Annotated in this window: 17 protein-coding genes, 1 tRNA gene and 1 pseudogene; 5 read left to right on the plus strand and 14 right to left on the minus strand. The window is 71.2% G+C overall.

Features of this window, described 5'->3' with window-relative positions; genetic code table 11:
- The first annotated feature begins 14 nt into the window (after nucleotides 1-14).
- Nucleotides 15-572, plus strand: a complete 558-nt coding sequence (locus ACWCXB_RS25890; RefSeq protein ID WP_450725960.1) for a sugar O-acetyltransferase — start codon at nucleotides 15-17, stop codon at nucleotides 570-572.
- On the opposite strand, the gene ACWCXB_RS25895 is transcribed toward ACWCXB_RS25890, so the two are convergent.
- The gene (locus ACWCXB_RS25895; RefSeq protein ID WP_450726048.1) at nucleotides 573-1,487 is read right to left on the minus strand and encodes an NADP-dependent oxidoreductase; all 915 of its coding nucleotides are present in this window, start codon (nucleotides 1,485-1,487) and stop codon (nucleotides 573-575) included. It abuts the gene before it with no gap.
- Nucleotides 1,488-1,645: 158 nt separating this feature from the next.
- On the opposite strand from ACWCXB_RS25895, the gene ACWCXB_RS25900 reads away from it, so the two are divergent.
- Both ACWCXB_RS25900 and ACWCXB_RS25905 read left to right on the plus strand, forming a co-directional pair.
- Complete coding sequence (locus tag ACWCXB_RS25900) at nucleotides 1,646-2,947, plus strand: LuxR C-terminal-related transcriptional regulator (RefSeq protein WP_450725962.1); 1,302 nt, start codon at nucleotides 1,646-1,648, stop codon at nucleotides 2,945-2,947.
- Nucleotides 2,948-3,012: 65 nt separating this feature from the next.
- A complete protein-coding gene (locus tag ACWCXB_RS25905) occupies nucleotides 3,013-4,710 on the plus strand; it encodes a bifunctional 3'-5' exonuclease/DNA polymerase (protein ID WP_450725964.1) in 1,698 nt (565 codons plus the stop codon).
- Between the two features lie 26 nt (nucleotides 4,711-4,736).
- On the opposite strand, the gene ACWCXB_RS25910 is transcribed toward ACWCXB_RS25905, so the two are convergent.
- On the minus strand, nucleotides 4,737-6,041 hold the full coding sequence (locus ACWCXB_RS25910; RefSeq protein ID WP_450725965.1) for a hypothetical protein: 1,305 nt from the start codon (nucleotides 6,039-6,041) through the stop codon (nucleotides 4,737-4,739).
- 103 nt (nucleotides 6,042-6,144) lie between these two features.
- Nucleotides 6,145-6,663, minus strand: coding sequence for a SigE family RNA polymerase sigma factor (locus ACWCXB_RS25915; protein WP_450725967.1), 519 nt, complete (start codon nucleotides 6,661-6,663; stop codon nucleotides 6,145-6,147).
- A gap of 198 nt (nucleotides 6,664-6,861) precedes the next feature.
- Between ACWCXB_RS25915 and ACWCXB_RS25920 the strand changes: the two genes are divergently transcribed.
- Nucleotides 6,862-7,467, plus strand: coding sequence for a LysE family translocator (locus ACWCXB_RS25920; RefSeq protein ID WP_450726050.1), 606 nt, complete (start codon nucleotides 6,862-6,864; stop codon nucleotides 7,465-7,467).
- A 149-nt stretch (nucleotides 7,468-7,616) separates the two neighbouring features.
- On the opposite strand, the gene ACWCXB_RS25925 is transcribed toward ACWCXB_RS25920, so the two are convergent.
- From ACWCXB_RS25925 to ACWCXB_RS25940, 4 genes and pseudogenes are all read right to left on the minus strand, one after another.
- Entirely contained in the window at nucleotides 7,617-8,438 is an 822-nt protein-coding gene (locus ACWCXB_RS25925) for an alpha/beta fold hydrolase (protein ID WP_450725969.1), read from the minus strand.
- A 201-nt stretch (nucleotides 8,439-8,639) separates the two neighbouring features.
- On the minus strand, nucleotides 8,640-9,077 hold the full coding sequence (locus tag ACWCXB_RS25930) for an ATP-binding protein (protein WP_450726052.1): 438 nt from the start codon (nucleotides 9,075-9,077) through the stop codon (nucleotides 8,640-8,642).
- Between the two features lie 34 nt (nucleotides 9,078-9,111).
- Nucleotides 9,112-11,130 (minus strand): annotated as a pseudogene (locus ACWCXB_RS25935) (SpoIIE family protein phosphatase); the annotation flags it as partial.
- Between the two features lie 89 nt (nucleotides 11,131-11,219).
- Nucleotides 11,220-12,914, minus strand: a complete 1,695-nt coding sequence (locus ACWCXB_RS25940; RefSeq protein ID WP_450725970.1) for an alpha-keto acid decarboxylase family protein — start codon at nucleotides 12,912-12,914, stop codon at nucleotides 11,220-11,222.
- A gap of 100 nt (nucleotides 12,915-13,014) precedes the next feature.
- On the opposite strand from ACWCXB_RS25940, the gene ACWCXB_RS25945 reads away from it, so the two are divergent.
- The gene (locus ACWCXB_RS25945) at nucleotides 13,015-14,211 is read left to right on the plus strand and encodes a PucR family transcriptional regulator (protein ID WP_450725972.1); all 1,197 of its coding nucleotides are present in this window, start codon (nucleotides 13,015-13,017) and stop codon (nucleotides 14,209-14,211) included.
- Nucleotides 14,212-14,493: 282 nt separating this feature from the next.
- Here the strand turns inward: ACWCXB_RS25945 and ACWCXB_RS25950 are convergent, their stop codons facing one another.
- From ACWCXB_RS25950 to ACWCXB_RS25980, 7 genes are all read right to left on the minus strand, one after another.
- Entirely contained in the window at nucleotides 14,494-15,069 is a 576-nt protein-coding gene (locus ACWCXB_RS25950; RefSeq protein ID WP_450725973.1) for a hypothetical protein, read from the minus strand.
- A 658-nt stretch (nucleotides 15,070-15,727) separates the two neighbouring features.
- Nucleotides 15,728-15,801, minus strand: a tRNA-Thr gene (locus ACWCXB_RS25955).
- Between the two features lie 132 nt (nucleotides 15,802-15,933).
- On the minus strand, nucleotides 15,934-17,493 hold the full coding sequence (locus tag ACWCXB_RS25960; RefSeq protein ID WP_450725975.1) for an alpha/beta hydrolase: 1,560 nt from the start codon (nucleotides 17,491-17,493) through the stop codon (nucleotides 15,934-15,936).
- Between the two features lie 89 nt (nucleotides 17,494-17,582).
- Nucleotides 17,583-18,788 carry a DNA polymerase III subunit delta' gene (locus ACWCXB_RS25965; RefSeq protein WP_450725977.1) on the minus strand — a complete coding sequence of 402 codons (1,206 nt, stop codon included), beginning with the start codon at nucleotides 18,786-18,788 and terminating at the stop codon, nucleotides 17,583-17,585.
- Between the two features lie 211 nt (nucleotides 18,789-18,999).
- Nucleotides 19,000-22,125: a dTMP kinase gene (gene tmk, locus ACWCXB_RS25970; protein ID WP_450725978.1), complete on the minus strand. Its 3,126-nt coding sequence runs from the start codon at nucleotides 22,123-22,125 to the stop codon at nucleotides 19,000-19,002.
- A gap of 140 nt (nucleotides 22,126-22,265) precedes the next feature.
- Nucleotides 22,266-25,103: a type I DNA topoisomerase gene (gene topA / locus ACWCXB_RS25975; protein ID WP_450725980.1), complete on the minus strand. Its 2,838-nt coding sequence runs from the start codon at nucleotides 25,101-25,103 to the stop codon at nucleotides 22,266-22,268.
- 280 nt (nucleotides 25,104-25,383) lie between these two features.
- The gene (locus tag ACWCXB_RS25980; protein WP_450725982.1) at nucleotides 25,384-25,581 is read right to left on the minus strand and encodes a hypothetical protein; all 198 of its coding nucleotides are present in this window, start codon (nucleotides 25,579-25,581) and stop codon (nucleotides 25,384-25,386) included.
- Between the last annotated feature and the right edge of the window lie 121 nt (nucleotides 25,582-25,702).

The raw sequence follows: 25,702 nt of genomic DNA on the forward strand, positions 1-25,702 counted from the left end.
GTACGGTGGCAGCCATGGGCGACAACAAACAGCGCATGCTGGCCGGTGACTGGTATCTGCCCGACGACCCCGAGCTGGCCGCCGACACGGAGCGGCGCTTCGTCCTCTGCGCGGCCTACAACGCCAACGGCGGTGCCGCGCCCGCCGACCGGGCCGGGATCCTGGCCGAACTCCTCGGTTCGGTCGGCGCGGACGTCCGCATCCGGCCGCCGTTCCAGTGCGACTTCGGCCGCTACATCCGGATCGGCGAGGGCACGTTCATCAACTTCGGGGCGGTCTTCCTCGACGCCGCTCCCATCACGATCGGCGCGCACGTCCAGATCGGGCCGAACGTCCAACTGCTGACCCCCACCCATGAAATGGACGCGCAGCGGCGGAGGGAGGGCTGGGAGAAGGCCGAGCCGATCACCATCGGCGACAATGCATGGCTGGGCGGCGGCGTCATCGTCTGCCCGGGGGTGACCGTCGGCGAGAACACGGTGGTCGGGGCGGGTGCCGTGGTCACCAAGGACCTGCCGGCGGGCGTGCTGGCGGTGGGGAATCCGGCCCGGATCGTACGGACGCTCTCGTGATCACGGCTTGATGATCAGCTTGCCGCGCACATGGCCCGCCTCGCTCAGCTCCTGCGCCTTCGCGGCGTCGGCGAGGACGAACGTCTCGACGACCGGGATGTTCAGACGGCCCTCTGCGGCGAGGCGGGCGTGCTCCGTCAGACCCGCCCGGACCTGCTCCGGTGGTGTACCGCCGCCGGAGAACGGCACGCCGTGGTCGGCCGCGTTCATGTCGGCGATGGTGACGATCCGGTCCGTCGTGCCGCCGCGCAGCTCGATCGAGGCGGGCAGGACACCGCTGCCGGCCGCGTCGAAGACTGCGTCCACGCCCTGGGGAGCGGCGGCGCGTACGCGTGCGACGAGCCCGTCCCCGTAGGCGACGGGGATCGCGCCGAGTGCCCGCAGATAGTCGTGGTTCCGCGGGGAAGCCGTGCCGACGACCGTCGCGCCGAGCGCCACCGCGAGCTGCACCGCCATCGAGCCGACCGCGCCCGCCGCACCGTGCAGGAGCAGCGTCTCGCCCTGCTTCAGGCCGAGTGCCCCGAGGACCCGCTGGGCGGTCTCGCCGGCGACGGGGAGGGTCGCGGCCGACTCCCAGGACAGGGCGGCGGGCTTGGGGACGATGTCACCGGCGATGGCGTACTGGGCGTACGCGCCGGTCTTCGTCCAGCCGAGAACCTCGTCGCCGACGGCGGTCCCGGTCACGCCCTCACCGAGCGCGTCCACGATGCCGGCGAACTCCAGACCCGGGATCGCCGGGAACGTCGTCGGATAGAACTGTTCGACCCAGCCGTAACGGCGCTTGTGGTCCAGCGGGTTGACGCCGACCGCCACCACCTTGACGCGGACCTCCCCGGGACCGGGTTCGGGCTTGTCGACTTCGGTGTGCCGCAGCACTTCGGGGCCACCGAACTCCTCGTACACGATCGCTTCCATGACGTCCTTCGCTGCCATGCCGGACTCCGTTCGGATCAGGATCTGTTGACGCTTCCAGCGTTGATCGCCGCGGGCTCCGGCCTGCCCGGCCTTTGGGACAGTCCGACCTGGCCGAAAGACCGGCCACCCGCCCAACACGCCTGATTACGCTGATCGGTATGGACCTGACCGGACCCGTGCCCGCTCTGACCGCCGCCTATGACGTCATCCGACAGCCACTGGGCGAGATCCTGCCCCGGCTATCCGCTGTCCTGGCGGAGCTCGTCCCGCACCGTGCGGCTGCCGAGCTGTCCACGCACTGTGCGCACTCGCCGTTCAAGACGTACGGGGAGCCGGAGATCGCGGACCGGATGACCACGGCCGATCTGGCCCCGCTGCTCTCGTCGGGCATCGCCGGGCGGCCGTGGCAGGGCACCGTCGAGCTCGCCGGGGAGGCGCGGCCGGTGCTCGCCGTCACCAGCGACGCCACGCCGCGGGGCGCGGTGCTGGTGCTGGTACGGACCGGCGGGACCGTCAAGACCGGCGAGATCGGCGAGATCGCTGAGGCCGCCCAGGCGCCCGTCGACGCGGCGGCCGTCGCCGTCGTACAGGCCCTGTGGGACGTGGTGACCAGCCACTTCGACCGGCTCGCGGCGGAGGCCGTGCCGGGGGCACTGGCCCGGTCGCGAACCGCGGCCCAGACCCGCGCCCGGGTGATCGCGGAGCTCGGCGAGGCGCACGCGGCATCGCTGACCGGGCTGCTGGGGGTGCTGCGCAGCCGCAGCCTCGACGACGGCGCGGCCCGCGCGACCGCGACCGATCTGGCCGTATCCGCCCTGGTCGAGCTGCGTGCCCAGGCGGAACGCGACCAGGAGATCGCGGAGGAGCCCGCCAAGGAGGCCTTCGCGCGGCTCGCCGCCTCGCTCAGGCCACTGGTCCGCTACAGCCCGGTCCGCCTCGAACTGGCGGAGCCCGAGGCCACCAGCACGGTGGCGGCCGATGTGGCGCACACGGCGCGGGCGGTCGTCCGGGCGGTGCTGCTGGCCGTGCTGGAGCAGGACGCGCTGTCCCGCGTGCACGTCGGCTGGCAGGTCACCGAGCGGGAGCTGCGCGCGACCGTACGGGACGACGGCCCCGGTGACCTCACGCCGGGTGCGCTGGCCCCAGGCCGCGTCGTCGAACGCCTCGACGTCCTGGGCGGGCGGCTGGACATCGACGCAGTGCCGGGCTGGGGCACGACGGTCACGGCGACGATCCCGCTGGATGTCGCGCAGGAGCCCGCCGCCGACCCGCTCACCGCACTCGGCGCCCGCGAGGTCGAGGTCCTGACCCACCTGGCCCTCGGCCACCGCAACCGGACGATCGCGCAGGAGTTGCACATCAGCGAGTCCACGGTGAAGTTCCATGTCGCGAACATCCTGACCAAGCTGGGTGTCGGCTCACGGGGTGAGGCGGCGGCGCTGTTCCACGCGGCGGCGTAGGCCGCCCTGGCCGGTGGCGGCCCGGCGACGGGCCGTTGTCAGTCGCGGGTGCCAGACTCGCACCCATGACCGAGCGGTGGGCCCTGTCCCCGGCCGAGGGTGACGGGGCGCTGCTCGTCCCCCTCGGCCCGGACGGGCTGCCCGCCGGGGAGGTCCGGAAGGAGCCGGATCTCGTCGAGGCGGTGCGGGCGCGGCCGGAGGTGGGGCGGGAAGGCCGGTGGGTGTGGCGCTCCACCGCAGAGGTCTATCCGCGCCTGCTCGCCGCCGGGGTCCGGGTCGAGCGGTGTTACGACATCGAGGACGCCGAGCTGCTGCTGCTCGGGCACGAGGGGCGGCTCGGCGAGCCCCGGTCCGCGGCGGCCGCCTGGGCGCGGCTGCGGGGCGCCCCCGTACCGCCCGATCCGCCCCAGCGCGCGGCCGAACCGGGCTCGCAGTCCTCGCTCTTCGAGCCGCAGCCGGTGACCATCCCCTTCGAGGGCCTCCTTGAGGTCTACGCCGAGCAGCAGCGAAGACACGAGGCCGCCGAGCACCCCGGCCGGATGCGGCTGCTGACCGCGGCCGAGTCGGCGGGCATGCTGGTGGCCGCGGAGATGAACCGGGCGGGGCTGCCCTGGCGGGCGGACGTGCACCGGGAGCTGCTGCACGAGCTGCTGGGCGAGCGGTATGCGGGTGGGGGCGAGCCGCGCCGCCTGGCCGAGCTGGCGGACGAGGTGTCGGCGGCGTTCGGACGCCGGGTGCGGCCCGACCTGCCCACGGACGTGGTGAAGGCGTTCGCGCAGGCCGGGATCAAGGTGAAGTCGACCCGGCGCTGGGAGCTGGAGGAGATCGACCACCCGGCGGTGGAGCCGCTGATCCGTTACAAGAAGCTGTACCGGATCTGGACGGCCCACGGCTGGAGCTGGCTCCAGGACTGGGTCCGGGACGGCCGCTTCCGGCCCGAGTACCTTCCCGGCGGCACGGTCTCCGGGCGGTGGACCACCAACGGCGGCGGGGCACTCCAGATCCCCAAGGTGATCCGGCGGGCGGTCGTCGCCGACGACGGCTGGCGGCTCGTCGTCGCGGACGCCGACCAGATGGAGCCGCGCGTCCTCGCCGCGATCTCCGGCGATCCGGGCCTGATGGAGGTCGCGGGCCACCCGGACGATCTGTACACACGGCTGTCCGACCGGGCGTTCTCGGGCGACCGCGCCCATGCCAAGCTCGCACTGCTCGGCGCGATCTACGGCCAGACCAGCGGCGACGGCCTGAAGAACCTCGCGGCGCTGCGCCGCCGCTTCCCGCTCGCCGTTGCGTACGTGGATGACGCGGCCCGCGCGGGCGAGGAAGGCCGCCTCGTGCGGACCTGGCTGGGCCGCACGAGTCCCCCGGCGGCCGGCGCGGGCGAGGACGACGAAGCGGGCATCCCCCAGGAGGGCGGTGCGGACGAGGACTCCGTACAGGGCGAGTTCGTCCCTGGGTACGCGTCGACGAACGCCCGGGCCCGCGGTCGTTTCACCCGTAACTTCGTGGTGCAGGGCAGCGCGGCGGACTGGGCGCTGCTGATGCTCGCCGCGCTGCGCAGGGAGACGGCCGGGATGCGGGCGGAGCTGGTCTTCTTCCAGCACGACGAGGTGATCGTGCACTGTCCGGCGGAGGAGGCGGCCGCCGTCGCCGAAGCGATCCGCGCGGCCGGGGATCTGGCCGGGCGGATCGCGTTCGGGGAGACGCCGGTGCGGTTTCCGTTCACGACGGCGGTGGTGGAGCGGTACTCCGACGCCAAGTGACAGACATGTGCACCTGTTTGGGCCGGCTACTTGAGCGTGCGCCACTTCTCACTCGTGGCGATGGACTTCAGCTGGTCCATGGTCAGCGCGGGCTCGTCGCGGGTGGCGGCCTCGTGCTGGGTCGCAGCATTGAAGGCCGAGACCACGACCCGCCGGCCGTCGGGCCGGATGGTGTCGACGGACCACCAGACGACTCCCTCGCCGCCCTTCTCACCGGGCCGCTGGGTGGCCCTGACCTTGGTGCCGTCGGGGAGCAGGGCGTACGCGCCCTGCGGGAAGAGCTCCGACTCGACGTCCTTCATGTTCCGCTGCACGTTGATCTGCACGAGGCTCTTGCCCTCGCCGTCGTCGACGACGATGTACGCGAACTCGCCGTCCCCTTCACCCTTGTCGCTCACCTTCAGCCCCTTGGGCAGCAGCGAGACGAGCGTCGAATGAACGGCCGTGCCGTCGATCGGTGTGGCCTCAGGCGCCGTCGGCTCCCCGGCCTGGCCCTTGGCATTGCCGTTGCCGTTGCCCTTGCCCTTGCCCTTGGCCAGGTCCGCCTTGGCCTCGGCCGGATCCTGGACCCCGGCCAGCACGGGCTTCCACTGCTCGGCCGTCACCAGCGCCTTCAACTGGGCGGGGCTGAGCGGCGGATCGGTACGGGAGATCTCCGCGCCCTTCGGGGCGGGCGCGTTGTACTCGCTCGCGTCGAGCACGACTCCGTCCTTGGTGACCAACGTGGCCCGCCAGCTCTTGGTCTCCTCCCGCTTGTCCGGGTACTCGTACCCCTGGAGGATCATCAGCCGGGAGCCGTCGGACAGCGTCTCGGCCGTGCACCCGTCGTACGGAATGAAGTTCTTGTCCGCGCACTTGCTGTAGCCCTCGTCCCCGGGGGTCGTACGGAAGAAGGCGATCCCGATCGCGGCCTTACCCTTGCCGTCGTCGAAGACCCCCGACACCATCGGCGCCGGAAAGTCGGTGCCGCGTGCCGTCGCGTCGGTCAGCTCGCCCTTGGGGAGCAGCCCTCCAAAGGTCTTGATCATGTCCTGGGCGGAGATCTTTCCGTTCCCCTCGCCGACCGGCTTGGGCGCCGCCGCCACCGAGGCGCGCTGCTCGTCGTCGCCACCGGCGCCGCCGCCACCTCCGAGCAGCCCCCCGCCGTACGCACCGCCGACACCGACCACAGCCAGCGCCAGCACACTGCCGGTCACCGCCGCGGCGCGCCTGCGCGCCACCCTGCGGCGGCCACGCTGCACGCCGCCGGCCAGCAGGCCCTGCTGGTCGTCGGCCGTGAAGCCGGCGCCGGTGCGACGCAGCGCGTCGCCGAGTTCGTCCTCGAAAGGCATGCCAATCACCCATTCCTGGTCATGGAAGTCGTCGTAAGGGCTCGTACGGGTACGGATCGGGTCACGGTTCGGGGCCGGGGTCGGGTACGAGCAGGGGTACGGGTCAGCGGGCGGCGAACTCGGTGATGCTGCCGCCGAGCTGCTCCCGCAGCTTCGCCAGTGCCCGTACGGACCGGGTGCGTACGGCCGCCGAACTCACGTGCAACGCGTCGGCGGTCTCCTCGACGCTGCGGTCCTCCCAGTACCGCAGCACCACGACCGCCCGGTCCTTGGGCGCCAGCCGCGCCAGCGCGCCGAGCAGCGCCACCCGCAGCGCCGGATCGTCCTCGCCCGCGACGGGGGTCGTGTCGGGCAGCTCCCCGAGGGGCCGCTCGGTCGCGGAGCGCCGCCGCCGCTGGGTGAGGAAGGTGCGTACGAGCACGGTCTGGGCATACGCCGCGGGGTTGTCGATCCGGGACATCCGGCCCCACAGGGCGTACATCCGCCCGAGCGTGTCCTGCACCAGATCCTCGGCGAGGTGAGTGTCTCCGCTGGTGAGCAGGCACGCGGAGCGGTACAGATGCCCCGTGCGCCCGGCCGCGAACTCCAGGAACTCATCCGCCCTGGACCTTCTCGTCCCCACCCCGGCCCCCACCTCGCTGCCCGCCCCTGCCGACTGTCGGCTGTCGCCGCCGGCCTACACCCCACTGACGCGCTGGGCAGGGACGAATGTTTCAGACGGATTCGTCGAGGAGCCTGCGAGGCCTTATGGATCTGTCGGCCCGGCCCGGTTTGGACCTGGTGGGCGGACCATTAACGGGCGCAGGGTCAGGACATGCACCTGAGCCTCGAGTTCCTGCTGACCTCGCTCGTCGTCGTGGCCACCCCCGGCACGGGCGCCCTCTACACGATCGCCGCCGGCCTCTCGCGCGGCGCCCGCGCCGGCTGTGTGGCCGCGATCGGGTGCACCCTCGGCATCGTTCCGCACATGGTCGCCGCGATCACCGGCCTCGCGGCGCTTCTCCACACCAGCGCGACGGCCTTCCAGATCCTCAAGTACCTGGGTGTGGCCTATCTCCTCTTCATGGCGTGGAGCACCCTGCGCGACAAGGGCGCGCTCACCGCCCCCGAGGACGCCGCTCCCCGCTCCGCGGCCAGGGTGATCCTCTCCGCCGTTCTGATCAACATCCTCAATCCGAAGCTGACCCTCTTCTTCTTCGCGTTCCTCCCCCAGTTCGTCACCCCCGGCGAACCGGACACGCTCCCCCGCATGATCGAGCTGAGCGCCGTCTTCATGCTGCTCACGTTCGTCGTCTTCGCCGCGTACGGAAAGTTCGCCGCCACCGTCAGGCACCGCGTGATCTCGCACCCGCCGGTACTGACCTGGATGCGCCGGGTGTTCGCGGCCGCGTTCGCGGCGCTCGGCGCCAAGCTCGCGTTCGTCTGACGGATCGACTGCAGGGCGGCGGCGGGCGCAATGCCGAGGCGCTCCACGCCCTTGAGGTCCTCCGGCATCCGGTCCCGCGGGGAGACGGATCCGGACAACACGCTCAGGGCCTGGTCCTTGTGGAGCCGGTCCTGCTGACCGGCTTCCGGTCACACGCCGCAGTCCGGCTGGAATCCCGGGTCGGCGGGGCCCTTGCGCCCGAGGGCGTTGCTCACCCACTGCGCGACGACCTGGTCCTTGGGGGCCTGGTCGTGCTCGGTGACGGAGAGCGGGCACGTGTCCTGGAGCGGGACGTTGGTCACCTGTGTATCGCGCCCCGTCAGGAACGAGCTGGTGTACGGAACCACGACCTCGTCGTACCTCGTGGCGATCTGCGTGTAGTGCGGACCGACCGGGGCTTCGGGGTCGGTGTTGAGCTTCTGGAGGAGATCGGAACCGGCGGTCTGGTCGACGCATGAAGGGCAGACGGTGGCTCCGGCAGCGAGGGCCAGCGGGTTCGAGGTGCCGTGGTTGGACGGCACGATGCCGACCAGGTCGTCCACCTTGGTCGCGCCACCGAGGAACTTGACGTAGTAGCGGGGCATCATCCCGCCCTGGCTGTGGCCGACGATGTCCACCTTGCTCGCTCCGGTGGCACCGAGTACGGCACCGACGAAGTCGCGCAGCTCGGCCGCCGAGTCGGGGATCGGCTCGGTGGCGGCAGTGCCGTAGTTGAAGGCGAACACGCAGTAGCCCGCCTGCGCGAGCTGCGGCGAGAGCGTGGCCCAGTTCTCGGCCATGGTCTTGAAGGTGCCGTTGACCAGGACCACGGGCTGGGGATGCGCCGCATCCGGCTTGCAGGACCAGTCGTTGGCCCCGGCCGGCGGGAGGTCCGTCACATCGGCATGGGCGGGACCGGCAGTGCCCATGAAGGCGAGGGCCGCTGCGGTGGTGGCAGCGGCCAGAACCCGGCGGGGGAATCTCAGGCGCATGGAAGTGGAACCTTTCCCTGGCGGCGAGCCGATCTTGGTTCGACAATGCCGAACGATAAGCGGAATGCTTACTTCCGAGTCAACGAGCGTCAAGACCCTCGCAGCCGTGCTGTGGGCCACAGGAGACATACGGCATGGATGCGGTCGACCTCCTGGCCCAGTCAGGCCTTGGAGGCCGCTGGGGCAACGTGCGACCGCGCCTCATGCGCTGGGTGCGAGTTGCTGTTCGGACCAGATGAGTTTGCCGTCCCGTGTGCAGCGGGTTCCCCATCGGCGGGACAGCTTCGACACGAGGTGGAGGCCGCGGCCGTTCTCGTCGGTGGTGCGGGGGTGGCGCAGGCGTGGGTGGCTGTCGCTGGTGTCGGAGACCTCGCAGGTCAGCATCTCGTGCCGGATGAGGCGCAGGCCGACCATGCCCCGGCCGTCGCGCACCCCGTTGCCGTGGCGGATGGCGTTGGTGACCAGCTCGCTGACGATCAGTTCCGTGGAGTCGACAAGGTGCTCCAGTCCCCACTGGTCCAGTTGGCGGGTGGCCAGGGTGCGGGCGTGGCCTACCAAGGCCGGGTCGGCCTGGCAGGTGCCAGGAGACGGCCTGCCTCGGGCCGAGCGAGCGGGTCCGTGCGAGGAGGAGGGTGACATCGTCGCTCGGTGCCCTGGTGGGCAGCATGTCCATCGCGGACGAGCAGAGGCCCTCCAGCGGGAGACCGGGACGTGCCAGGGCGGTGGCCAGGCGGTCCATGCCGACGTCGATGTCGTGGTCGCGGTTCTCGATCAGGCCGTCGGTGTAGAGGGCGATCACACTGTCCTCGGGCAGTTCCAGGGTGACGGACTCGAACGGGACCATGCCAACACCGAGCGGGGCTCCGGCAGGCAGTTCGGGAAAGGTGACGCCGCCGTGCGGGTCGACGATCGCGGGCGGCGGATGGCCGGCGCGGGCGATGGTGCACTCCCGGGTGACGGGGTCGTAGACGGCGTACAGACACGTGGCTCCCGTGGTCGCGGTGGCCTGGCCACGGGGGTCGGCTTCTTCGTCGAGAAGGCGCAGGACCAGCTCGTCGAGCTGGGTCAGCAGTTGGTCGGGAGGTACATCCATGTCGGTCAGCGTGCGCACGGCGGTGCGGAGTCTGCCCATGGTCGCCGCCGCGTTGATGCCGTGCCCGACCACGTCGCCGACGACCAGGGCGATCCGGGCCCCGGGCAGCGGGATGACATCGAACCAGTCGCCCCCGACGCCGTGGTGGTCGTCCGCCGGCAGGTAGCGCCAGGCCACGTCGGCGGCGGATCCGCCGGAGGCGCGCTGGGGCAGCAGGTGACGCTGGAGAGCGAGGGCCGCGGTACGTTCGCGCGCGTACCGGCGGGCGTTGTCCAAGGACAGTGCGGCCCAGCTGACGAGTTCCTCGGCCAGGAGCAGGTCGTCCTCCTCGAACGGCAGGTTGTTTTCCGTGCGTCCGAACGTCGCCACGCCCAGCAGGGCGCCCCGCGCATGGATCGGCACGACCATGAAGGAGTGCATCCCGTGCTCGTGGATCTTCCGCACCCGGGCCAAGGGTTGCCGGTCCACCCAAGTGCCCGGTGAGGTGTCCAGCATCGGCTCGAAGTGCGGCTTCCCGGAGCGCAGGACGCCGTTGAAGGGCGAGGCCGGCGAAAGGAGGACCGGCTCTCCCCGCACGAATAGGGACTCCGGGACCTCCTGATGGATCGAGGCCACGCCCGCGCGGCTGAAGGCGGGGATGTCTCCGTCCTTCGGCCCGATGTGGGCCAGGGGCTCCTCGCCGAGCGGAACCGACTCCACCAGATCGACGGTGACGAAGTCCGCGAGGAACGGCACCGCGAGGTCGGCGAGTTCCTGCCCGGTGCGCATGACGTCCAGGGTCGTTCCGATGTTCTTGCTGGCCTCACCCAGGATCGCCAGCCGCTCGCGAGCCCGCTCGCTGTCGGTGACATCCATGCTCACGGCGCACAGGCCCAGCGCACGGCCATGCCCGTCGTCAAGACGGAAGAGGGACGCAGCCAACGTACGTTTCCCGCGTCCATGGACCGGCTGGAAGGCCCGGTATTCCGTGTGGATCGCCGGGACCCCGCTCTCCAGCACCTGCTGCATCAGCGCCTCGAGAGTCTTCGCCTCCGGACCGGGGGCCGCCTCCACCAGCGTGCGCCCGAACCGTTCCTGGCGAGGGATGCCGTCCTTGAGGCCCTGTGTGTCGTTGACCCAGGTGCAACGCAACTCGGAGTCGCGTATCACGACGCCGATCGGCACGTGGCTCTGGAGGTTCAGCGCGGCCCGGAGCGACTGCACCGCTGATCCGTCCGCACCCCGCGAGGCATACGTGACGTTGTCGATCGCCGATACGACCCACCGGGCCCGGCCGTCCTGCCCGGACAGCGACGACACGCTCAGGCGTACGTCGACCTTGCGCCCGTCGCGGTGGCGGAGGTTGCCGAAGCCGGACCAGCGGCCCCCGGCGCTGCTCTGCTCCACAACTGCCGGTATCTTCGCCTGGTCTTCGGCAGCCGCCAGCAGGACGGAACCGGACCGGCCCACCACTTCCGCGGCCGCGTAGCCGACAAGCCGTTGGGCGGCCTCCGTCCACCCGACCACCGTCCCCTCCGCATCGAGCAGGGCTATCGCCGCGCCTGCCATGTGGAAGGCCGTTTGAGTCGCGGCCAATGCCGTTCCCGTTGAACTGTCCATTGATCGTCCTTTCCGTGTCCCCCTGTGATGCGCTGCTTGGGCCGGCCGAGGCGATTGCTGCCGCCCAGCGGGCCCGGGTGCCGTCGGGGTCAGCGGGACGGGCCGACGACCTCGGCGTGGGCCTCGGAGAGTGAGTGGGCCGTGGCCCGCAGCAGCACCTCAGGGAGGTCTGATGCGGGCACCACGGCCTCCAGCAGCACCAGGTCGGCCGGATCGGCGGCGCGGGCAAGTGCCGTGCTCAGCTCGGCCGGCGTGCTCGCCCGCATGGTGGTCGCCGACTCGCCCCCCATGGCCGCCGGGAGCAGCGTCCAGTTCCACTGGGGAATGTCGTTGTAGCGCCGCTCCCTACCGTGAAGTGCGTTTTCGATGGTGTAGCGGCCGTTGTTGATCAGCAGCACGATCGGCGTGCAGCCTTCCCGCAGAAGGGTGCCGATCTCCTGAGCGGTCACCTGCGCGGAGCCGTCCCCGATGAGCAGGATCGTGCGCCGCCCGGGGGCCGCGAGTTGCGCGCCGAGGGTCGCCGGGAGGGTGTATCCGATGGAGGCCCACAGCCGCTGGCCGATGAACGTCGCGCCGGCCGGCAGCCGCATCGCCTGCGCCCCGAAGAGCGAGGTGCCGAGGTCGGCGAGCACGATGTCGCCCGGCTGCAGGAACGCCTGGATCGCAGGCCACAACTGTGCCTGGCGCAGACTGTCCGTAGTGTCGGAGGACGCGTCGCCGGCCAGGTCACCGGCCGGAACCGGCGGAAGATCCGAGCGTGCCCACGACCGGCCGGACTCGGCCACCACCGCGGTCAGCGCACGGACCGCGTCGCGTATCGGCAAGGGCGCGAACACCCGGTCGCCGATGGAGGTGGCGAAGGGCTGCACGTCGATGGTCCGGTCCGGATCGATACGGTGAGTGAATGCGGTGGTGCTGTCGCTGAACCGCACACCCACCGACAGCAGCACATCGGCATCCTCGACGGCGGCGAGCACCCGCTTCGCGCTGAAGACGCCGCTGTAGGTGCCGACGAAGCTCGGGGCGCTCTCGTCGAGCACACCTTTGCCCATGGACAGCGTCGCGTTCGGGATCTCGCCGGCGGCGACCAGCTCGGCCAACTCGGTCCGCACACTGAACCGGTCGACCAGGAAGTCGGCAAGCACACCCAGCGTGCCGGCCCCGGCCAGCATGGTGCGCGCGGCGTCGGTGAACCGGGCCAGCACCTGGGCCGAGGCCTCCGGCTCCGGCACGATCAGCGCCCCCGCCGGCGGCTCGGCCGGACTCGCCGCCACGTCCGTGGGCAGCGCCAGGTAGCCGGGACGACGTTCCCGTTGACTGGTGGCCAGCACCCGGTCGATCTCGGCGATCGCATTGCCCGCACCCAGGTACGCCTGGGCCACGGTGACCTCGGCGTGCGCCCGGACGAAATGCCGGTAGTCGCCGTCACCGAGGGTGTGGTGAAGCAGGGCTCCGGCCTGCTGCGCCGCCGTGGACGGTGCGCCGACGATGTGGATCACCGGCACGTATTCGGCGTAGGCGCCGGCGATCCCGTTGATCGCGCTGAGCTCGCCCACCCCGTAGGTGGTCACCAGGGCGCCGGCCCCGTTGACGCGGGCGTAGCCGTCGGCCGCGTAGGCCGCGTTGAGCTCGTTGGCGTTGCCGACCCAGCTGATCCTGTCGTGGTCGACGACGTGATCGAGGAACTCCATGTTGTAGTCGCCCGGCACCCCGAACAGGTGTCGGACGCCGATCTCGGCGAGCCTGGCAAGAAGGTAGTCGCCAACGGTGTAGTCGCCCGACATGTCTGACCTCGATTTCCGGTGGGTGCGCCTGCACTTCGAGCTTTTCACCACGGCCCCGGCGAAGCTACGACGAAAAGCCGGAATTGATAGGCTCTAATTTGTGGAATCGACGAATCCTGATCTATCGACGCCGCTCTCGGACGCGGCCCGGCAGGCCGTCGCCCGGATCTGCGCACAGATCGCCGAGGACCTGCCGGCGACCAGTCACGAGATCGTCAGGCGGATCCGGACCGAGATCCCCGACTACGCCGTCGTGCCTGCGGAGGAACACCGCCAGTTCGTGCTGTACCAGGGCCGCATGCTGCTGGCCGGCATCGCCGAGCAGAGCCCGCCGCAGGACGAGCACATCGCGCACGCCCGGGAACTCGGCCGGCGGCGCGCCCAGCAGGGCCTGCCCATCGAACTGCTGCTCGGGGCCTACCACATCACCTGCCGCGAGGCCTGGAACTTGATCCTGCGGCAGGCCACGGCCGACGAACCCGAGCACGTCGGGGAGCTGGCATATCTGGTCGCCTTCATGTGGACCTGGTTCCGGGTCCTCATGGGCAACGCGTCCGTGGCCTACAACGAGGAACTGCGGCGCACCGAGGTGACCCGGGCCACGCTCGCCCACCGGCTGTTCGCCGAGCTCACCGCCGATCCCGTCCAGTTGGAGCCGACGGCCACCCTGGCCCGGGCGCTCGGCTACGAACCGGACGGCGAATTCCAGGCGCTGTGCCTTCCGGCCGAGGAATGGCCGGACGACGACACCGAACAACTGCGGCACTGGCTGACCACCCTGCCGGGCGTACTCCACTGCGCCACCGCCGGCACCCGGCTCCTCGTCCTGGGCCAGCGGCACGACCCGGACACGGTCGTCGCGGCCGCCAAGACGATCTCGCCGTCAGGGCCCGGCGCCGCGGTGGGCATCGGCCTGCCGCGGCCCGCCCTGGCCGGGGCGGCGGACAGCATCACCGACGCGACCCAGGCGCTTTCCCAGACGGGCGGGCAGCACCGCGTCGTACGCTTCGCCGACGCCTGGCTCACCGCCGGCCTCGGCGGGCAGGCCACCCGACTTGCCCCGCTGTTCACCAAGGCCGTGGCCACCGCGCGCACGGACGGCCACCTGGCCGAGGCCGTCGTCGCATTCGCCGACCACGGCCTGTCGGTGGCCGCGGCGGCCCGCGCGCTGCACCTGCACCCGAACTCGCTGTCCTACCGGCTCAGCCGGTGGAACGAACTCACTGGATTCGATCCGCGCAGCGGCGACGGACTCGTCGCATCCCTGGTCGCACTCCGCCTCTATCAGACGGACTGACGTCATGTGCCTGTCCGCCTCAGCCCTGACGGGGTACGGCCTGAGGCGCGGGGCCGTACGGGCAAACCCCTGGACGAGCCCCTTGGCAGCCAATGCCGGCCACCCAGGGAGCTCTCAGCCCGCTGGCCCGACATCGTGGACCGTGTCGCCGGTTCACCGGACGACGCCATCCGTCAGCGGTGGTGCCGGCGGGGGAGGTGCAGACGGAAGGTGAGCGCCCGCGGAGTCGGTGGGGCCGAGTGGGTCGGGGTCGCGCTCAAACCGGTTACACAGGACCGGGGTTCACGGAGTCGAGCTTGCGCGCCAGACGGAGCGGGACAGGAATATGAGCGAGACGCAGGCGGCTACGTGGTTCGCGCTGCTGAGCACGGAGTCGGGCAAGTTACCGAGCAGGGCGAGCAGGACCAGCGTGATGGTGTAACCCACAGCGGCGAGCCGCGGGAGCACGCCCGTGCGTGCCATGGAGATTCCGAACAGCAGGGTTCCGATGATGAAGATCGTCCCTCCTCCGGCGATCGCCCACATCGACGGCCCGTCAAGCACGGTTTCGAAGAGGGCTGGTTCGACGAAGAACAGAACCACGTTGTACGCGAACGAGGCCCCGGCGAACAGCCCGAGGCCGACGATGTTGGCAGCGGCGGCGACCGCTCCGAAGCGGCCGGAGGCGTCGGCCTGGCGGAGATGGAACGCGAAGAGCGCCGGTACGCCGAAGCCCGCGACCCCGAGGCCGACGATGAAACTGGTTGCGGCGGTCTCCCCGGTAAACGCCTCAATCGTGCCGGCCACGCCCAGCGACAGTCCGAACAGGACGCCGCAGACCGCGCCGAAGCGCGTCAGCCTTTCGAGTTTCCGATCCATGAAAGTGTCTTTCCTTCTCTTGTGACGTCGGCGATTCCCGCGTGGGCACCGGCTCGAGCGGTATCGCGGGCCCTGATGCGGCATGTGTCTGGCGTACGCCGCGGCGATCACGTTGATCGCGCTGAGCTCGCCCCCACAGGTGGTCACTAGGGCAGTGGACGCGCCAGCGGTGTAGTCGCCCGATATGCCTGACCTCATTTCCGGCGGGGCGCTTTCGCACCTTTCATCCGGCACTTCAAGTTTTTCCCTACGGCATCACGCGAAGCTACGGCGAAAAGCCGGAAACACTGGGCTCAAATTTGTGGAATCGACGAACCTTGATCTCAGCGCAGCTCTCGGACGTCGCCGGGCAGGCCGTCGCCCGGATCTGCGCACAGATCGCCGAGGACCTGTCGGCGACCAGTCACGAGGTCGTCGGGCAGATCCGCCGCCAGTACCGCCTCGCCCCGCTGTTGGCCAAGGCCGTGGCCACCGCGCGCACGGACTCTCCCAAGAGCCCCCGGAAACCACTCAGGGACCTGGTGCTTCTCTGTCGGGGTGGCGGGATACCAGAACTGAGACCGCCGACACCCGCGCGGCCCGCTCCCGCTGCCGTCGCCACATCCGCTGAACGACAAAACCCCAGGTCGGAGAAGCTTCCGACCTGGGGTTTCAGGTGAGCCGCCTTCGGGATTCGAACCCGAGACCTACGCATTACGAGTGCGTTGCTCTGGCCAACTGAGCTAAGGCGGCAAGCTGCGGATGTACCTGTTCCCGCAGGAGCAGGCTCGCATCAGCAGCGGCGCTAAGTCTACAGGGTTAATCCGGGTGCCCCTGACCAGCCCGGCGATCACCCGTGCGCCCGCCCGCGGTCGGCGTCATCGGTCATGTGCAGCGCTTGTTCGCAGGCGGGGGTGTGCCGTCCAGGAGGTAGGTGTTGATCGCCGTGTCGATGCAGTCACTCCCACGGCCGTACGCCGTGTGGCCGTCGCCGTCGTACGTGAGCAGCGTCCCGGAGGACAGCTGGTCCGCCAGGGACTGCGCCCACTTGTACGGGGTGGCCGGGTCGCGGGTCGTGCCGACGACCAGGATCGGGGCGGCTCCCTTCGCCTCGATGCGGTGGGGGGAGCCGGTGGCCGGGACGGGCCAGTAGGCGCAGTTCAGGGCGGCCCAGGCAAAGCCCTTGCCGAAGACCGGGGACGCCTTTTCGAAGTCGGCGACGGCGGCATCGGCTTCGCCGGGGGTCTTGAAGGCGGGCGGCGCGTCGAGGCAGTTCACGGCGGCGTTGGCGTACATCAGGTTCGTGTACTTCCCGTCGGGCTCCCGCTCGTAGTACGAGTCGGACAGCGCCAGCAGCCCGGACCCGTCGCCGGCCATGGCCTGGGTCAGGGCTTCGCGGAGCTGCGGCCAGGCGCCCTCGTCGTACATCGCGGCGATCACGCCCGTCGTGGCCAGCGACTCAGTGAGCCGGCGGCTCTCGCCTGTCGGGACCGGGTCGGCGTCGACCTTCGCGAAGAAGTCCTTCAGCCGGGTCGCCGCGTCCTCGGGGGAGGTGGTACCGAGCGGGCAGAGCGCGCGCTTTACGCAGTCGGCGGCGAAGGACTTGAAGGCGGTCTCGAAGCCCGCCGTCTGGTCGCGGTTCACCTGGCGGGCCGGGAGCGAGGGGTCCAACGCCCCGTCCAGGACGAGCCGGCCGACATGCTCCGGGAAGAGCTCGGCGTACGTCGCGCCCAGGAACGTGCCGTACGAAGCCCCGACGTACGACAGCTTCTCGTCGCCCAGTACGGCCCGCAGGATGTCCATGTCGCGGGCTGCGTCCTCGGTGGAGACATGCGGCAGCACCGTGGCGGACCGGCTCTCGCAGCCCTTCGCGAAGCCCTTGAACGCCTTGCTCAGCTTGGCGACCTCGGCCTGGTCGTCGGGGGTCTGGTCGGTCTCCGTGTAGGTGTCCATCTGCTTGTCGTCGAGGCACTCGACGGGCTCGCTGCGGGCCACGCCGCGCGGGTCGATGGCCACCATGTCGTACCGGGCCCGGACCGGGGCGGGGTAGCCCATACCCGCGTACCCCTGGAGGTAGCTGACGGCCGAACCGCCCGGCCCTCCCGGGTTGACCAGCAGCGAGCCGATCCGCTTGCCCGGTCCCGTCGCCTTCACCCGGGCCACGGCCAGGTCGACCGAGGGGCCGTCCGGCTTCGCGTAGTCCAGCGGAGCCTTGAGCGTGGCGCACTGGAAGCCGGGCACACCGCAGTCCCGCCAGGTCAGCCGCTGCGTGTAGTACCGCTTCAGGTCGTCCGACCGCACCGCGCTCGGTGAGGACGCGAGCGAGGACCCGGACGGCGCGGACGCCTCCGAGAATGAACTGCCGCCGCTGCAACCCGAGATGAGCATCCCGACGGCCGCGACGCACGCGAGGGCGGAGGTCCGGAGGCGTTGCCTGATGTCCATTCCTGGAGCCTAACCGCCGAGCGGGTGTTCGTGCCCCTTAGCACCCGTATGGGCGATTCCAGAATTCGTGTCCGGTCCCGGATCCCGATTCAGCCCGCGCGGAGCGCCATCGTCATCGCCTCCACCGCCAGCAGCGGCGCCACGTTCGCGTCCAGGGCCTCGCGGCAGGCCAGGACCGCCTGTATGCGGCGCAGGGTCCGCTCCGGGCCGGAACTCCGCGCGACCCGGTCGAGCGCGTCCCGCACGTCCTCGTTCGCAAGGGCGACCCGGGAGCCCAGCTGCAGCGCGAGCACATCACGGTAGAACCCGGTCAGCTCGGTGAGCGCCAGGTCGAGGCTGTCCCGCTGGGTGCGGGTCTTGCGGCGCTTCTGCCGGTCCTCCAGCTCCTTCATCGCCCCTGCCGTGCCGCGGGGCATCCGGCCGCCCGCCGACGCGCCCAGCGCGGCCCTGAGATCCTCGGTCTCCTTGACGTCGACCTCCTCCGACACCTCCTTGGCGTCTTCCGCGGCGGCGTCGACCAGCTCCTGCGCGGACCTGAGACAGCCGCCGATGTCCTCGACCCGGAGTGGCAGCTTGAGGACGGCCGCACGACGGGCGCGGGCGCGCTCGTCCGTGGCGAGCCTGCGGGCCCGGCCGATATGGCCCTGGGTGGCGCGGGCGGCGGCCGTCGCCGCCTCGGGCTCGATGCCGTCCCGTCTGATCAGGACGTCCGCGACGGCCGCGACCGGCGGGGTGCGCAGGGTGAGGTGTCGGCAGCGGGAGCGGATCGTCGGGAGCACGTCCTCCAGGGACGGCGCGCACAGCAGCCAGACCGTGCGCGGGGCGGGCTCCTCGACGGCCTTCAGCAGGACATTGCCCGCGCCCTCGGTGAGCCGGTCGGCGTCCTCCAGGACGATGACCTGCCAGCGGCCGACCGCAGGCGACAGCTGGGCGCGACGGACCAGGTCCCGGGTCTCCTTCACACCGATCGACAGCAGGTCGGTGCGGACCACCTCGACGTCCGCGTGCGTACCGACGAGGCTGGTGTGGCAGCCGTCGCAGAATCCGCAGCCCGGCGCACCGCCCAGGGCCCGGTCCGGGCTCGTGCACTGAAGGGCGGCGGCAAACGCCCGCGCGGCGGTGGAGCGGCCCGAGCCGGGCGGGCCCGTGAACAGCCAGGCGTGCGTCATCTTGGACGCCTCGGCCGGCTGCTCACCCGCGGCTGCCGCCGTGACCAGTGCGTCGGCGTCCCGGGCAGCGGCGGCGAGCTGCTCCTGGACACGCTCCTGCCCCACCAGGTCGTCCCACACGGCCATGCAGCCGTCACCGCCTTCCGACATCGTCGTACGAGGTGTTGCACCGGGTTCCCATTGTGAGGCAGGGGTCCGACAGCCCCTGCCCCCTGTGGAAAACCCTGGTCGGCCCTGGTCAGCCCTGGTCGGCCCTGCTCGGGCCTTGGTCAGCCCTGGTCAGCCCCGGTCGCGCACGGTGTTCGACGCCCGTCGCCTCGCAAGCACGTCGCGGCGGCTAACGCCTGTTCCCGTACCGGCGACCGTCCTCGTCGTCGTCATCGTCATGCGGGCCGAGCAGCTCATCCGCCAGGGTCGGCAGGTCGTCCAGCGGCGTCTCCTCCGCCCAGTCCGAGCGGCGCCGGGGGCGGCCCTGCTCGTCGACCTGCGGCAGCTCGCGCGTGCGGTCATCCTCGCTCGCGGGCTGCTCGTCCCGGAAGATACCCGGAGGCACGCGATCCACGGGCCCGCCGGCGTCCGGACGAACCGGCGGCAGCACGGCCGTCTCGTCAGCGGCAGCCCCGGCCCTCTCGTCCCGTACCGGCGGCAGGACCGTCGTCTCCGCCGTGTCGGGGACCTGCGGCAGCACCGTCGTCTCCGCCGCATCCGGAACCTGCGGCAGGACCGTCGTCTCGTCGTCCTGCTTCGTCATGCCGATGCGCGGGCGCGGAGTCTCCACCGTCTGCGTCACATCGTTCGCACCCGGCGCATCCGCACCAGGCACATCCGCACCCGGCGCGACCACAGGCGTGGGCACAGTGGTCTCGGCAGCGGCAGCCGATGCCGCCGCCTCCGCCGCCCTGCGCGCCTCCTCGGCCCGCAGCAAGGCCTCCTCCGCCTTCCGCTGCTTCTCGCGGCGCCGCTCCTCGGCCTCCGCGCGCAGCCGCGCCTCTTCCTCGGCCTGACGGCGACGGCGTTCCGCCTCCTCCCGGCGGATCTTCTCCTCGGCCTCGCGCCGACGGCGCTCCTCCTCGGCCAGCCGACGTGCCTCCTCGGCGCGCTGCCGGGCCTCCTCCGCCTGCCGTTCGGCCTCGCGCTGCCGCGCCTCCTCGAGCTCGCGGCGCTTGCGTTCCTCCTCCTCGGCACGCAGCTTGGCGAGCTGCTCCTGGCGCTCGCGCTCCAGGCGCTCCTCCTCCGCCTTCCGCGCGGCCTCCTCCTCGGCCTTGCGGCGGGCCGCCTCCTCGGCGGCCTTCCGCGCATCCTCCTGGGCCTTCACCTCGGCCTCGGAGAGCGGCAGCATCTGGTCGAGCCGGTGCCGTACGACCGTGGTCACAGCCTCGGGGTCCTGGCCGGCGTCCACCACCAGATAGCGGGTGGGGTCGGCCGCTGCCATGGTCAGGAACCCGGCACGTACCCGCTGGTGGAACTCCGCCGGCTCCGACTCCAGCCGGTCCGGCGCCTCCGTGAAGCGCTCGCGCGCGGTCTCGGGCGAGACGTCCAGCAGCACCGTCAGGTGCGGAACGAGTCCGTCCGTCGCCCATCGAGAGATACGGGCGATCTCCGTCGGCGACAGATCACGCCCCGCCCCCTGGTACGCGACCGACGAGTCGATGTAGCGGTCGGAGATGACGATCGCGCCGCGCTCCAGCGCCGGGCGTACGACCGTGTCGACGTGCTCGGCGCGGTCGGCGGCGTACAGCAGCGCCTCCGCGCGGTGGGACAGACCGGCCGACGAGACGTCGAGCAGGATGGACCGGAGCCGCTTGCCGACAGGCGTGGCACCGGGCTCACGCGTGACGACGACCTCGTGGCCCTTGGCCCTGATCCAGTCCGCGAGCGCGTCCACCTGCGTGGACTTGCCGGCCCCGTCGCCACCCTCGACGGCAATGAAGAATCCGGTCGCGGACGGCGCCTGCGCCGGGTCCGCGCCGCGGCGCACCGCATCGGCCAGATCGCGGCGCAGCGGGACGCCGGAGCGGTCGTCCGTCTTGGCCAGGACGATCACCGCGACGGGCAGCAGCAGCGCACCGACCAGCATCAGGGTGAAGGCGGCGCCGCCGTGCGCGAAGACGAAGTCACCGTTGGCGAGGCGGTGCGGGCCGATGGCGGCGGCGAGCAGCGGGGCGGCGATCGCGCCGAGCGCGATCGTGACGCGGACGACGGCCTGCAGATGCTCGGTGATCCGCGGCCGGCGGTACTCCTCGGTCTCCAGGTCGATCAGCGCGTGCCCGGTGTGCGCGGCGACACCGGCCGCGACGCCCGCGACGACCGCGACGAACAGCACGGTCGCCGTGTCCGGCACGAGCCCCAGCGCCAGCAGCGCGATCCCGGTGACGGCGATCGCGAGGGCGAGGAGCCGGCGGCGCGACAGCGCGGGCAGCACGGCCTGTGCCCTACGGATCCCGAGCCCGGTGCCGCCGGTCAGCGCGAGCACGAGCAGCGCGAAGGTGGCCGGGCCGCCGCCCAGGTCGCGGCCGTGCAGTACGGCGACGGCCGCGGCGGAAGCGATGGCTCCGGCGACCGATGCGCAGGCCAGGACCAGCAGCGGCACCGCACCCGTACGCCCCTTGTCGAGACCGCTGCCCGTGGACGGGCGGCGCAGGCCCTCGAGCGGGGAGCGGGGGCGCGGAGTCTGCGCGTCCGGCAGCTCGACGGCGTACAGGACGGACATCGACGCGGCGAAGAGACCCGCCGCGACATATGAGCCGAGGGCCGCCTGGTGGAGCGAGAACCACTCGATGCCGGAACCGAGCAGATTGCCGATCAGGGTGGCGACGAGCAGGGCGGCGGCCCCCGCCGGAACGGCCGCGAAGGCCGTGCGGAGGGAGAGCCTGCGCAGTGCGTCCTGTTGATCCGGAAGCGGGCGTACCGCAGCGCCCTCCAGAGGCGGCGGCGGCAGCAGCGCGGGCGCGGCACTCTCGCGGGCGACCGTCCAGAACCGCTCGGCGACACCGATGACGAAGACGGTGGCCAGCAGGTACGCCAGCGCGGCGTCCGGGATCCAGTCGATCCACAGGGGGGCGATGACGAGCAGCGCCATGCGGACAGCGTCCGCGCCGATCATCGTCCATCGGCGGTCGAAGGGGCCGCTGGGCGCGGTCAGTGCGGTGAGCGGACCGAGGAGCACGGCTCCGAAGAGCAGCGTGGCGAGGACGCGGGCACCGAACACGGCGGCGACGGCGAACGCCGCGCCCCGGTACCCCCCGCCGAAGGCCCCCTCCGTGACCGCCGCCTGCAGTGCCAGCAGCACCAGCACCAGCAGCGCGAGGGCATCCCCGATGCCGCCTACGAGCTGCGCTTCCCACAGGCGCCGCAGCGCGGGGACGCGCAGGAGTGACCGTACGGCGCGCTCGCGTGAGTCCGCGGCAAGGCCGTCGGGGGGTGAGGTGGGGCTCGGGGCCGTTGGCTGCTCGGCTCGCGTCATCCGCCCAGCCTATCCGGAGCGGGTGACTCCCCGGAGGCCGAGCCCGAACAAATGGGCGGCGACAACGAGGAGGAGGGGCCACCTCGTGGGCCCCTCCTCCTTCTGCTCTTCCGACTCCCGACTACTTGTCGGCCGCGGTCCTACTCGTCCGGCGTCGCCGTCTTCTTCGCGGCCGCCGTCGCGGCGGTCTTCTTCGCCGTCGTCTTCTTGGCGGCCGTCGTCGTCTTCTTCGCGGCGGTCTTCTTGGCCGTCGTCGTCTTCTTCGCCGCCGTCTTCTTGGCCGCCGCCTTCTTCGCGGGAGCCTTCTTGGCGGTCTTCTTCGCCGGACCCTTGGCGCGCTTCTCGGCGAGCAGCTCGTAGCCGCGCTCCGGCGTGATCTCCTCCACGCTGTCGCCGGTCCGCAGGGTCGCGTTGGTCTCGCCGTCGGTGACGTACGGACCGAAGCGGCCGTCCTTCACCACGACCGGACGCTCGCTCACCGGGTCCGTGCCGAGCTCCTTCAGCGGCGGCTTGGCGGCGGCCCGCCCGCGCTGCTTCGGCTGGGCGTAGATCGCCAGCGCCTCTTCCAGCGTGATGGTGAAGAGCTGCTCCTCGTTCTCCAGCGAGCGCGAGTCCGTGCCCTTCTTCAGATACGGCCCGTAGCGGCCGTTCTGCGCGGTGATCTCGACGCCTTCGGCGTCCTTGCCGACGATGCGCGGCAGGGACATCAGCTTGAGCGCGTCCTCCAGGGTCACCGTGTCGAGCGACATCGACTTGAAGAGCGACGCGGTCCGCGGCTTCACGGCGTTCTTGCCGGTCTTCGGCGTGCCCTCGGGCAGGATCTCGGTCACGTACGGGCCGTAGCGCCCGTCCTTGGCGACGATCTGGTGGCCGGTGACCGGGTCCGCGCCCAGCTCGAAGTCGCCGCTCGGCTTGGCGAGCAGCTCCTCCGCGAGCTCGACGGTCAGCTCGTCGGGTGCAAGGTCGGCGGGGACGTCGGCGCGCTGGTGGCCCTCCGACTCCTTCTCGCCACGCTCGACGTACGGGCCGTAGCGGCCGACGCGCAGCACGATGTCGTTGCCGACGGGGAAGGACGAGATCTCGCGGGCGTCGATCGCACCGAGGTCGGTGACGAGCTCCTTGAGGCCGCCGAGGTGGTCGCCGTCGCCGTTCCCGGCCTCGGCAGCACCGCCCTCACCGGTGCCCTCACCGAAGTAGAAACGCTTCAGCCACGGCACCGCCTGGGCCTCGCCCCGCGCGATGCGGTCGAGGTCGTCCTCCATCTTGGCGGTGAAGTCGTAGTCGACGAGCCGGCCGAAGTGCTTCTCCAGCAGGTTGACCACGGCGAAGGAGAGGAACGACGGGACGAGGGCGGTGCCCTTCTTGAAGACATAGCCCCGGTCGAGAATGGTCCCGATGATCGACGCGTACGTCGACGGGCGGCCGATCTCGCGCTCTTCCAGCTCCTTGACCAGCGTCGCCTCGGTGTACCGGGCCGGCGGCTTGGTCGCGTGGCCGTCCGCCGTGATCTCCTCGGCGGCGAGCCGGTCGCCCTCGGCGACCTGCGGGAGGCGGCGCTCGCGGTCGTCGAGCTCGGCGTTCGGGTCGTCCGCGCCCTCGACGTACGCCTTCATGAAGCCGTGGAACGTGATCGTCTTGCCGGACGCGCTGAACTCGGCGTCCCGGCCGTCGGAGCCGACGCCACCGATCTTGACGGTGACGGAGTTGCCGACCGCGTCCTTCATCTGGGAGGCGACGGTCCGCTTCCAGATCAGCTCGTACAGGCGGAACTGGTCGCCGGTCAGTCCGGTCTCGGCCGGCGTACGGAAACGATCACCCGAGGGGCGGATCGCCTCGTGCGCCTCCTGCGCGTTCTTGACCTTCCCGGCGTACGTGCGCGGCTTCTCCGGCAGGTAGTCGGCGCCGTACAGCTGCGTGACCTGCGCCCGGGCCGCCGCGACGGCGGTGTCCGAGAGCGTGGTCGAGTCCGTACGCATATAGGTGATGAAGCCGTTCTCGTACAGCTTCTGCGCGACCTGCATCGTGGCCTTGGCCCCGAAGCCGAGCTTGCGCGAGGCCTCCTGCTGGAGGGTCGTCGTACGGAACGGGGCGTACGGCGAGCGACGGTAGGGCTTCGACTCGACCGAGCGGACCGCGAACGACGCGTTCTCGAGGGCGGCCTTGAGGGCCAGCGCGTTCGTCTCGTCGAGGTGGAGCACCTGGGCGGACTTGAGCCGGCCGTCCGGTCCGAAATCGCGGCCCTGGGCGACGCGCTGTCCGTCGACCGTGGTCAGGCGCGCGGTGAAGGCAGCGGGATCGGAGGCGTCACCGGCGCGGCCGGTGGAGAACGTGCCGGTCAGGTCCCAGTACTCGGCGGAGCGGAAGGCGATGCGCTCGCGCTCGCGCTCGACGACGAGACGGGTGGCCACGGACTGGACGCGGCCGGCCGACAGTCGCGGCATGACCTTCTTCCAGAGGACCGGCGAGACCTCGTAGCCGTAGAGGCGGTCGAGGATGCGGCGGGTCTCCTGGGCGTCGACCATGCGCTTGTTGAGCTCGCGCGGGTTGGCGACGGCCTCGCGGATCGCGTCCTTGGTGATCTCGTGGAAGACCATCCGGTGGACGGGGACCTTGGGCTTGAGGACTTCGAGGAGGTGCCAGGCGATGGCCTCGCCCTCGCGGTCCTCATCGGTGGCGAGGTAGAGCTCGTCGGACTCGGCGAGCTGCTCCTTGAGCTTTCTGACCTGGGCCCTCTTGTCGGCGTTGACGACATAGATGGGCTGGAAGTCGTGCTCGACGTCCACGCCGAGGCGACGGACCTCGCCGGTGTACTTCTCGGGGACCTCGGCGGCCCCGTTCGGGAGGTCGCGGATGTGCCCGACGCTCGCCTCGACGACATAGCCGGGGCCGAGATAGCCCTTGATCGTCTTCGCCTTGGCAGGCGACTCGACGATGACGAGTCGGCGGCCGCCCTGTGCGGTCTCGCTGGTCGGGGACAACTTCGCTCTTCTCTCCGGTCGACGCTCGGTGGGCACATACGCGCACGGCGTACGGCGTACGGGCCGCACTGCCACTGCTGTCGCTGCGGAGTGTGACGGTACAACCCGCCCCCGTGTCAAACGGCAAAAGCTCGCAACGGCCACTCGAACGGTAACCCGACTCCAGGCATTCCTGCCGCCCGGACTCCCACGCCGGCCTCAGGGCGTGCCGGTCGGAGTGTGGCTGGTTCGCGACGCGTGCGGCGGCTCGGGCGCTCCTCGGACGTTCGTCCTTTGCTCGTCAGACGCGGCTGAAACACCAGACGCCGGCGACGAGGAAAACGGCGCCGAAGATCGCGGTGAGAGTGGCGGCAGCGGCGGGATTCGCTCCGTGGGCGACCGGTGCGCGGTGCAGGACGCGCGCCCCTGTCCACACCAGCAGTGCGGCTCCGAACAGCGCGAATGCCGTTCCCGCGAAGATCGCCGGCCCGCTCTCCATGCGCGTCTCCCACTCCTCGGCCCGGTCCCGGGACGCCCCCAGGGAGCGAGGCTGACACCCCTGGGCGTCGCCCACGCGAATTCCGGGTGAACGCGATGAGGGTTCACCCGGGCGGCGCCGG

It is taken from the genome of Streptomyces sp. NPDC001514, assembly GCF_053597075.1.